The 9,117-nt window shown below is 67.7% G+C and carries 10 protein-coding genes and 1 pseudogene; 6 read left to right on the forward strand and 5 right to left on the reverse strand.

What is annotated here, in order from left to right; translation table 11 throughout:
- Positions 1-198 precede the first annotated feature (198 nt).
- On the forward strand, positions 199-408 hold the full coding sequence (locus tag VMF51_RS06655; protein ID WP_325473626.1) for a hypothetical protein: 210 nt from the start codon (positions 199-201) through the stop codon (positions 406-408).
- 4 nt (positions 409-412) lie between these two features.
- A complete protein-coding gene (locus tag VMF51_RS06660; protein WP_325473627.1) occupies positions 413-1,441 on the forward strand; it encodes a LacI family DNA-binding transcriptional regulator in 1,029 nt (342 codons plus the stop codon).
- A gap of 3 nt (positions 1,442-1,444) precedes the next feature.
- Here VMF51_RS06660 and VMF51_RS06665 read toward each other — a convergent pair whose 3' ends face one another.
- The 4 genes from VMF51_RS06665 to VMF51_RS06680 all read right to left on the reverse strand — a co-directional run bounded on the left by VMF51_RS06665 (position 1,445) and on the right by VMF51_RS06680 (position 5,418).
- A complete protein-coding gene (locus VMF51_RS06665; RefSeq protein ID WP_325473628.1) occupies positions 1,445-2,425 on the reverse strand; it encodes an SGNH/GDSL hydrolase family protein in 981 nt (326 codons plus the stop codon).
- Between the two features lie 67 nt (positions 2,426-2,492).
- Entirely contained in the window at positions 2,493-3,149 is a 657-nt protein-coding gene (locus VMF51_RS06670) for an HD domain-containing protein (RefSeq protein WP_325473629.1), read from the reverse strand.
- 257 nt (positions 3,150-3,406) lie between these two features.
- On the reverse strand, positions 3,407-4,693 hold the full coding sequence (locus VMF51_RS06675; protein ID WP_325473630.1) for a hypothetical protein: 1,287 nt from the start codon (positions 4,691-4,693) through the stop codon (positions 3,407-3,409).
- 260 nt (positions 4,694-4,953) lie between these two features.
- Positions 4,954-5,418: a DUF4240 domain-containing protein gene (locus VMF51_RS06680; RefSeq protein WP_325473637.1), complete on the reverse strand. Its 465-nt coding sequence runs from the start codon at positions 5,416-5,418 to the stop codon at positions 4,954-4,956.
- 186 nt (positions 5,419-5,604) lie between these two features.
- Here VMF51_RS06680 and VMF51_RS06685 point away from each other — a divergent pair, with 186 nt between their 5' ends.
- The 4 genes from VMF51_RS06685 to VMF51_RS06700 all read left to right on the forward strand — a co-directional run bounded on the left by VMF51_RS06685 (position 5,605) and on the right by VMF51_RS06700 (position 7,935).
- Positions 5,605-5,955, forward strand: a complete 351-nt coding sequence (locus VMF51_RS06685) for a hypothetical protein (protein ID WP_325473631.1) — start codon at positions 5,605-5,607, stop codon at positions 5,953-5,955.
- A gap of 167 nt (positions 5,956-6,122) precedes the next feature.
- Positions 6,123-6,533, forward strand: a complete 411-nt coding sequence (locus VMF51_RS06690; protein ID WP_325473632.1) for a hypothetical protein — start codon at positions 6,123-6,125, stop codon at positions 6,531-6,533.
- Positions 6,530-6,916 carry a hypothetical protein gene (locus tag VMF51_RS06695; RefSeq protein ID WP_325473633.1) on the forward strand — a complete coding sequence of 129 codons (387 nt, stop codon included), beginning with the start codon at positions 6,530-6,532 and terminating at the stop codon, positions 6,914-6,916. The genes VMF51_RS06690 and VMF51_RS06695 overlap by 4 nt, the downstream gene beginning before the upstream one ends.
- A gap of 185 nt (positions 6,917-7,101) precedes the next feature.
- The gene (locus VMF51_RS06700; protein WP_325473634.1) at positions 7,102-7,935 is read left to right on the forward strand and encodes a hypothetical protein; all 834 of its coding nucleotides are present in this window, start codon (positions 7,102-7,104) and stop codon (positions 7,933-7,935) included.
- A 188-nt stretch (positions 7,936-8,123) separates the two neighbouring features.
- Here VMF51_RS06700 and VMF51_RS06705 read toward each other — a convergent pair.
- A pseudogene (locus VMF51_RS06705) lies at positions 8,124-9,117 on the reverse strand (hypothetical protein); the annotation flags it as partial.

Below are 9,117 nucleotides of genomic sequence, written 5' to 3' on the forward strand. Positions count from 1 at the left end.
ACCGTCACGACTGGCGATGAACCGTTTCATAGGCAAGACGGGTCGCGCATCACCCGGCGGAGAAGTTGAGGCGATGCTCGCAACTGCGCGTGAGGTTGTCTTTGAAGCCTTTCAATTCCGCGTGGCGGCTGACACACTGCGCGGCGCGGCCCTGAATCGTTCCAGGGCCGACTCGGGCGGCGGGAAGGGTGTGACGAGGTGGGTGACCGGGAGCGCGGTGGAGAGGATCGACTGACGCTCGCGCTGGTGCGCGAGCTCGCCGAGGGACGTACGACGGCGGAGGCCGCGGCCACCTGCAACGTCTCGAAGGCGACGGCCTGGCGCCGGCTGGAGGCGCTGCGCAAGGACTGGGGCGTCGAGCACAACATCCAGCTGATCGTGTCGGCGGTCCGGCGCGGACTGATCTGACCCGATGGGCATCACGCGCGCCGAGCCGATCGCCTCGGTCAAGGACGTCGCGGCCACGGCGGGTGTCTCCGTGGGCACGGTGTCCAATGTGCTCAACCGACCGGACCGGGTGAGCGCCGCGACCCGGGCACGGGTCCAGGAGGCGATGGCAGACCTGGGGTTCGTGCGCAACGAGTCCGCCCGCCAGCTCCGCGCCGGGACGAGCCGGACCCTGGCCTACGTGATGCTCGACATCGGCAACCCGTTCTTCACCGACGTCGCCCGCGGGGCGGAGTCCGCCGCCGAGTCGCTCGGGCTCTCCCTCGTGCTCTGCAGCAGCGCGTCGACCGCCGCCCGCGAGGCCGCCCACATCGCCCTGCTCCAGCAGCAACGCGTCCAGGGGATCCTGGTGACGCCCGTCGATCCCGACGCCGCCGTCCTGCGCGACCTACGCGGGAACGGGACTCCGGTCGTCATCGTGGACCGCACCCGGTCCGACTCCGCCTTCTGCACGGTGGCCGTCGACGACGTACTCGGCGGGCGCCTGGCGGTGGAGCACCTCGTGGACCGCGGCCACACCCGGGTCGCGTTCGTCGGTGGTCCGCTCGGCCTGGGCCAGGTCGCGGACCGGCTGCGCGGCGCCCGCGATGCCTGGGCCGCGGCCGGGCTTCCACGCGAGGCGCTCGTCGTCCTCGAGACCACGGCCCTCGACGTGACCGAGGGCCGGTACGCCGGCCAGCGCCTCGCGGACCTGCCGAGCCGTTCCCGTCCGACCGCGGCGTTCTGCGCCAACGACCTGCTGGCCCTCGGCCTGCTGCAGCACGCGGTCGGGGCCGGGACGCCGGTCCCCGGCCGGCTCGCCATCGTCGGGTACGACGACATCGGCTTCGCCGGCGCGGCCGCCGTACCCATCAGCTCCGTGCGGCGCCCACGCGAGGAGCTCGGCCGTGCCGCCGCCGAGCTCCTGCTGGACGAGGCGGCCGACCCCGGTCACCGGCACCGGCACGTGCTCTTCACGCCCGAGCTCGTGGCCCGGACCTCGTCACTCGGATAGCCGCTACCGGATCGTCGAGCCGAGCGGCGGCTGGGCGACCACGTGCCCCGGAGCGGTCCGGCCGCCGGTGAGCCGGCGGTAGATCTCCTGGGCCGCGCCGCGCATGCCACGCAGGAACGGGTGGAAGTTCGCGGCGCGGAGCGGCCGGAGGGTGCTCCCGTTGATCCAGGCCTCCTTGCCGGCGCAGGCGTCGTGCCCGCGCGAGGCCGGGTAGAGGTTGACGTACGTCGCGCCGGTCGCGGCCGCCGCGCGCCGCAGCGAGCGGTTGAGGCGCTTCTCGATCCGGTTGCCCCAGCGGTAGTCGCCGGCGGCGAACTTCACGGCCTTGCAGGTGCCGCGCTGGGGCAGCAGACGCGGGTAGCCCACGACGTACACCTCCGCGGCGGGGGCGCGCCGGGCGACGGCGCGCAGCACCCGGGCGACGTTGGCCTGGATCTTGGTGGCGTCCCGGAGCTTGGTGTCGACGCCGCGCCGGTTGGTGAAGTGGCGTCGGCAGGGCGCGCCCTTCGCATCGAGCTTGGCGACGGCCTCGCAGACCTCGATCATCGACCCGAAGAGCTTGCGGTCGTTGCCGCCGATGCCGACGGTCACCAGGTCGGTCTCCGCGCTGAGCGCGTCGATCTGCGGCGCCGGCTTGGGTCCCGGAACGATCGTCTCCTGACGGCGCCGGTCCAGGTCGGCCGTCTGCGCGCCCGAGCAGGTGACGTCGACGTAGCTGCGGACCCGGAAGTAGCCGGCGAGGAAGGCCGGGTAGTTGTTCGTCGAGCGCAGGCAGCCGAGCGGGTCGGGTCGCTGCGCCGGCACCAGCGGGCCGGCGCTGTACGAGTCGCCGAGGGCGACGTAGTCGATCGGCTCGCCGCCGGCGACGACATCGCTGGGTGCGCTGGGCGCGGCGGACGCGGCCGGTGCGAAGCCGAGCGTGAGGGCGAGCGCGGCCGCACCGACCAGCGCCGATCGGAGTGAACGGGGACGGGTGCTGGTCATCGGGGCTCCTGGTCGTGGCTCGCCGGTCCTTACCGACGAGTAGATACCCCTGCTCCCGCTCTCCGAATCAGCCTCCGTCCGGGCGGATCCAGCCGCGCCGCAGTCCCTCCTCGACGAGCCGGCCCGTGACGGCCCCCAGCGAGGTGGATCCGGCGACCACTCCGGCCTCGCGGGCACGCACGGTCGACTCGGTGGCGCCCGGCATCTGCCAGGTGCCGCCCTGGTTGAGCCAGTTGAGCAGCATCGGCTCCAGCCGGTCCATCGCCTTGCAGAACCGCGCCTCCGGTGTCCGGCCCTCCTCGAACTCGTCCCACAGCGCCCGCACGCGGGCCGCCTGGTCCTCCGGCAGCAGCGGGAACAGCCGCTCGGCCGCCGCCTCCTCCCGCTCGCGCTGGCCGACCACCGCGGCCGCGTCGAACACCGGGCTGTCGCCCGCGTAGATCTCCACCAGGTCGTGCACGACCACCAGCTGCATCGCGTGCCCGACATCGATGGGCTCGTCGGCGTACTCCGCGAGGAGCATGACCATCAGCGCCAGGTGCCACGAGTGCTCGGCGTCGTTCTCCCGCCGGTCCACCGCCGCCAGCGGCGAGGCGCGCAGGACCGTCTTGAGCCGATCCGCCTCCGCGATGAACGTCAGCTGCTCGCCCACCCGCTCGTCGAGGTCGAGGGGCAGGGGGCTGTCGTCGGTCAGTAGGCGCGGTTCTTCCGAGGAGGTGGGCACAATGTCGAGCGTAGGCGTGCGAGCGACCCGACCCGGCTGGGCCACCGCCGGGGTGGTCTACCTCGTGCTTCGCCTCGGAGCGGCCACGCCGACTCAGCAGGTTCTTCGTTCAGCCTGACGGCCACGACACCCGCCGTCGCCCGTCTACAGCGATCTCGGACAGACCACCATCAGGATGAATAGGGATCGCGAGTTTCCTGGCTCCGGCAGTACTCGGATTAGCCCCAAGCGCCCACTATGACGTGAGCGCGATCCGTTCAGGCGAGACGACGGTTCGCCTCGTAGAGGTAGTAGAGCTCGCTCGCCTTCGGCCCGGTCTGCCCCTCTCGCCTGGATCTGACGGCTTCCAGTGCGACCGTCGCCGCTCCCCCTGCAGCGCTCGCAATAAATCCGGTGGCCAGAGCGTCGAGTGCTGTGGAACTCGCAACCGCGAAGTACGTGCCTGCTGTCCAACCGCCGAAATCGCGGATGTTCTGAACGTCCAGCGACCGAGCGATCTCCCGCACCAACCCGTGGTCGGCCATCTCATCTTCCAGACCGAGAAGGGTCGGCTTCACCGTCTCGATCCAGAGTTGCTCGACCTCGAAATCAAGGTTTTCTCCAACGACCTGCGGCATGTCCTTTGAGAATCGAGCGACCGCGCCTCGGTAACGGGCGAGTGGCAGCGCCAAATCCCTCCGCATGTCCAGCAGTTCGTCCATCTTGGCGGTCGGAAAGGCGGGCAGACGCTCGGTGAAGCCCGCGCCGAGGGCTGCCTGTGCCGCGAGGCGCAGGCCCTGAGGGTTGGCCGGGATCATCCCCTCTTCCAGCATGGATTGGATCAGGCTCCCTGCATCGCGATCGAAGAGAAGGCGGGTCTTCTTGTCGGTGAGCCGAGCAACGAGCGCGTCGATCCAGTTCCACATCTGGGTGTCGGTGCTGTCGGCCGGGTCCAGGTCGGCCGGCCGCAACGTTGAGGAGGGGGACGCGCCGAGTTCGGCGACCTTGATTGCCCCACCCCGGATCGCCGTCACCAGCTCGGTAGCGCCTTGCTCGTCGAGGAGGTTCGTTAGGTCCTGCTGTGTGCGGCGCCCCTGCTCGGCAGCCATCTCCTGCAACTCCCGCAATTGACCAGCACCTTCGACACCGAGCGCCTCAAGGGCTTCCGGAGACACGGACAGGGCCGCCTCAATCGTCTGCCGCCAGTCGGGCGGCAACTTGTTCTCGGACCCCCCGCGGGTCGCGAGGTAGTTAATGGTGTCGTCGTCAAGCGAGGCGAGTAATCCGTAGCCACCCAACTCCCCCGCGTCAATCACTTGACGGAGCTCATCGAACATCGACATGCCGAGGCTCACCAATTCGACCTCGTCGGCGTAGAGCAGCGCTGCCTTGGTCAACTCGGTGTCCTGATCGAGCGCCCGACGCTTTCCCGTGCTGCTTTGCGGCGTAGTAGCGATGGCGACCTTGATCGGCGACTCGCTCAAAGTCTCCTTTGTGCGCTTGCGCTCTCGGCGCGGCTCCCGGCGCTTCCGATCCTTCCCCATGCGCTCCAGTTTGACCGGCACCACCGACAGTTGGCCGGATGCCGACCCTTGATGAGTCCGATGTAGGCCATACCACCGCCTGTCCGCGCCATCCAGAAGCGGTCGGACATGCCGATGAGCGTACGTTCAGTGTGTGGGACTTCGCGTCGACTATGCCTCGCGTTGATCAGCGGACGCCGACACTATGTTGTCGACTCTCCGCCTTGGCGGTTCCTCAGGTCTCTCCACAACGTGGAGCGCCACGACGACAGCGCCACATCCTCTCACTCTGGTCGCGGGAGTTAGCTCCAGCCGCCCGCCGGGTTCGACCCGGTCTCATAACTGACCGGAGTCTCGTAGCGGTAGTCCCACGCCCGACCCGTGACAGCCTCGTACGCCTGGGGGCCGACGTAGAGCAACTCCTCCGCGCGCACATCCCACCGCCGCTTGAAGGCCCGCGGCTCGGCAAGGATTCGCGCGACCATGCCCGGCCCCTGAAGGACAGCAGAGCAACGGGCGTAAAGAAAGCCGTCCTCACTGATACCCGGGATGCGCGGCAGCCAGGACGGCTCCGAGACGTCGCGCCAACGCTGCTTGGCGATCACCCTTAGATCGAGCCGATGGAGGACCTCAGCAAGCCGGTCCTCAAAGCCCAGGATCTCGTCAGGCTCCCTCACACGTAGCCCTAACCAGATCCGGTGAACCGCAGTCTCGTCAGCGGATCCCTCGGCGAGTGCGATGAGATCCCAGAACTCCACTTCGTCCATCACAGCAAGGAGTATGCCGACTGACTTAGACCCGAATGGGTGGGCCACTCGACCTTGTCCCCTCCACTTAGGAAACGACCCCTCGGCACCACCCGCCTCGTTGGGACACGCAGATCGGCAGCGCCCCAAGCGCACGCTCCTGCCGATGTCCGTGCACTGCGCGACGACCTGGATACGGTTCGGACCATGTGGTTGGACTCGAAGGGTGTGACGCACACGGTTGCCCTCCCTGACCCCTCGGTGGGGATGCGCACCGAGACGGTTGCCTCGTTGGATGCGCTCTCCGTCGACGAGCGAGCGCGGGTCCTCGACGTGCTCGATGACTATTACTGGAACGACTACATCGCGGTCTCGCGAAGCGACATCATCACCTCGGCCCTGGCTCCCGAAGGCGCGCCGCTTCCAGATGGCTTCCTGACATGGAGGATTGCGAGCGCGGAGGAGGCGTTGGCGATGGTCAAGGCAACCGAGCCAGCGTGGCGGATTGATGTCCTCGAAGTGATCCAGGACTACTTGGAGCAGGACGACGACGACTGAGCCCTACCGCCCGCTCATGCCGCGATGAGTGCTGCCGGCAACCTGCGTCAGCGCCGCCTGCTTCACAGGTCTCTCTCGGTAACATCTGTTCCCAAGAACGCCCGCCCTCCACGAGCCAAGCCCTTGGGAGGGGGCGCCCACGTTCACTTGGCTCGTAGGCTCCTCTCATGAGCACGCGCGACGCGGATTCGTTCCCAGAGCCACCCCCATTCGTGGTTGGCGACAAGGCTGAAGGATGGTTCCACAACCGTCGGGGCGGCGGAATCGTGCTCGATCGTCATCTGGAACTCGTCCATCAGATCTTCGGCGCTGAGGTTCCGTACCGGGTCACCGCCTCAGTCAACCGGTGGAACGGGCGACCGTCACATTTCTTCATCGAGATCGACCTCCCAGTCGACGATGAAGTTAGCCAAGACCGTTTGATCGAGCTAGAACGGGCTTTGATTGAGGTCGAGGATGATCTGATCGAGCGGAGCAACAGACCTCGACCCTATGGAGACATCAGCGTTGTGCTGGCCGGCAATCCCTTGCGGTGGGACGCGGTCGGTGACGCTCTCAGCGTAGAAGATGACTCGTGATGTTTGCGTGGAGTCACTTCCTCTCGCTTGCTGCGAAGCTGTTGAACAGCGCGAACGTGACGGACAGTGAAATCCGAACCTCCGTTGGCCGCGCGTACTATGCGGCGTACTGCTCGACGCGAGACAAGGCGGTAGCGCTAGGCCTCAGCTACAGCGGCAAGAAGCCCAGCCACGAGCAGGTCTGGCAGTTCATGCGCTCCGGCGGCTTGGCTAGCAACACCTCGGATCACGCGGCCTGTAAGCATGTCGGTGACCTCGGTGTCGCTCTTCGTGCCATGCGCACGCAGGCGGATTACTTCCTGGCAAACCCTCCAACCGAGGCGGACGCCCAGAAGGCGGTCGCCATGTCCACGGAGCTACTGAAGCGTCTCGCCAAGCTCTGATTCCTGAGCGCGCTGACGTCGATGCGTCGATCGGCAGCGACCTGGTTCTTGTCAGTGGACGTCCCGCCTTTGCCGCAGCGTGTACGGCATTCCGCCGCGAAGCCCTCGCCGCCGGTCACTAGTTGACGTTGAGCTGCCGGATCAACCGAGCGACTCGTGTCGGCCACGCCCTGTACGTTCCCGCCATGGCCGTCGTCAGTCGTCCTTCGGACGAGATCGCATCGCTGATCCGAGAGTCGGAAGCCCTTGAGGCTCAGATGGAGCGTTGGCAAGCGCTCGACGAAGCACCGCGTACAGAAGTCGACGACCTTCGCCGCCGGTACCGCGACTGGATGAGCCGGGCGAAACAGCATCTCGCAGAGGACGACCGTAAAGAGTTCCACAAGTGCTTCGATGGCGGGTTCTTTGGCATCAACGACATCAAGGCGTTCTTAGCAAACCCGCTGGCGGAGTCTCCGATCAAGGATGATCAGGGGAGGTTCGTTCTCGGCGAGCGTTGGGCGAATCCATTTAGTCCCGTCCGCGAGAAATTGGAGAAACAACGAGGCCTCCTGAGTGACGCTATGCGCGGAGTTGGATCGATCGACCAGACATTCGATGAGCTGGAAGCGATCTTCCGTCGTATCGGGGACTACGTTCGTGCTCTGCCCGCCGTCGTTACGAACGAGAAGCAGCTTCAGGACGTGGTGGAGGCCCTGCTCATCGCTCTCTTCGACGACGTCAGGCGCGAAGATCCCACGCCCATTCACGCGGGTGGGGCCTCTCGGGCCGACTTCCAGCTTCCCGAGATCGGCGTCGTGATCGAATTGAAGATGACGCGGCCTGGCCTGACAGACCGAAAGGTCGCCGAAGAGTTGCTGATAGACGCGGGGCGCTATCCAAAGCATCCCGACTGTCGAGCGATTCTCGCGGTGGTGTTCGACCCAGAGCGCCTCCTCAGAAGCCCACGCGGGATTGAGAGAGACCTGAGCAACCCGACGCGTGATGGCGTACCTATGCGTTGCGTCGTTGCGGTGTAGCTGCGGGCCTCAGGGCCAGCAGCGGTCGGAACCGTACGTATCGGCGAGTAGAGCCAGGCCGTACTCATGCGCTGCGAGAGACATGCGCGACGGTATCTCAGGCTCCGCGTCTTTTCCGCCGGCGAGTGCAACACCTCGCAAACGACTACCCACTCTGGACCAAGCTGGACGATCGACGCCGCCGACCGTCAGTCGTCTGACCGGAAGGGGGCGCGTCGTACTGGCGCGTCGATCAGGTGGGTGCCGGTGTGGTCGACGAGGCGTTGTAGCCCGTGGGGTGTGGTCCACAGGTACGTCGTACGGTCGAGTTGCTCGACGCGGTAGCCGAGGTGGGTCTTGGCGCGGTGGTGTCGCCGGGTGAGTGGGGCGGCGTTGTGGTCGCCGGTCTGGCCCGGTGGTCCGCCGGGGTCGTACGGCACGGCGTGATCGAGGTCGACGCGTCGGGTCAGGGTCGTGGAGTGCGGGAACGCGTCGGCCGGGACGAGGACTGCGGTGCGGTCGCGGACGCTGGTGGGGTGCTCGTAGGCGTCGACCGCCACGGCGTCGGCGAGGTCGAGGACCGGGCGGAGGGTGACGTTCGCGTGCGCGAGGAGCCGGACCACCTGGGCCAGGAGCAGGGGGCCGAGCTCCTCCACTCGCGCCACCCCGACACCGGCGTCCAGTGCGGCCTGGTGCAGGTGGACGTGCAACACCGCACTCGGACGCCGACGCTTCCGCTCGGCGTCCACCGCTTCCTCCGCGTCGGCGGCGTCGAGGATGCCCAACAGTTCGGCCAGGTCGTGGGGGCGGGCGAGCCAGCCCATCGCTACGGCCCGGAGCTCGTCCTTGCCGACGTCGGCGGGGAGGTCGGGGTGGTGGGTGGCGCGCAGGTCGTCATCGGCGGCGAGGAGGTCGGCGACCCGGTCGATCATGGCGTCGACCCACACCGCGTCGGCGGTCTCCAACCGAGCGATCAGCATCCGCAGGCCGTGCTCGTCGGCTGGGGTCAGCACGACACCGCGGTTGCGGCGCTGCTCGGCGACTCGTTCGGCGTGGGCTTGCGTGTCGGCCTCGATGATCTTGGCCTCGGCGATCCGCAGCACCCGACCCGGGGCGCAGGCCACCGCGGCGGCGACCGCGGCGTCCACGAGCGCGACCCGGTGCCGGTCCAGGCCCCGGCTCATCGAGGCGACCTTGCAGGCC

The sequence above is a fragment of the Nocardioides sp. genome, assembly GCF_035503875.1.
In the GTDB taxonomy this organism is placed as follows: Bacteria; Actinomycetota; Actinomycetes; order Propionibacteriales; family Nocardioidaceae; genus Nocardioides.

Bases quoted from the DNA above. Each gene is read 5' to 3' on its own strand.
- VMF51_RS06660 (WP_325473627.1), top strand. From the start codon at position 413: ATGGGCATCACGCGCGCCGAGCCGATCGCCTCGGTCAAGGACGTCGCG.
- VMF51_RS06690 (WP_325473632.1), top strand. From the start codon at position 6,123: ATGAGCACGCGCGACGCGGATTCGTTCCCAGAGCCACCCCCATTCGTG.
- VMF51_RS06685 (WP_325473631.1), top strand. From the start codon at position 5,605: ATGTGGTTGGACTCGAAGGGTGTGACGCACACGGTTGCCCTCCCTGAC.
- VMF51_RS06700 (WP_325473634.1), top strand. From the start codon at position 7,102: ATGGCCGTCGTCAGTCGTCCTTCGGACGAGATCGCATCGCTGATCCGA.
- VMF51_RS06665 (WP_325473628.1), bottom strand. From the start codon at position 2,425: ATGACCAGCACCCGTCCCCGTTCACTCCGATCGGCGCTGGTCGGTGCG.
- VMF51_RS06680 (WP_325473637.1), bottom strand. From the start codon at position 5,418: ATGGACGAAGTGGAGTTCTGGGATCTCATCGCACTCGCCGAGGGATCC.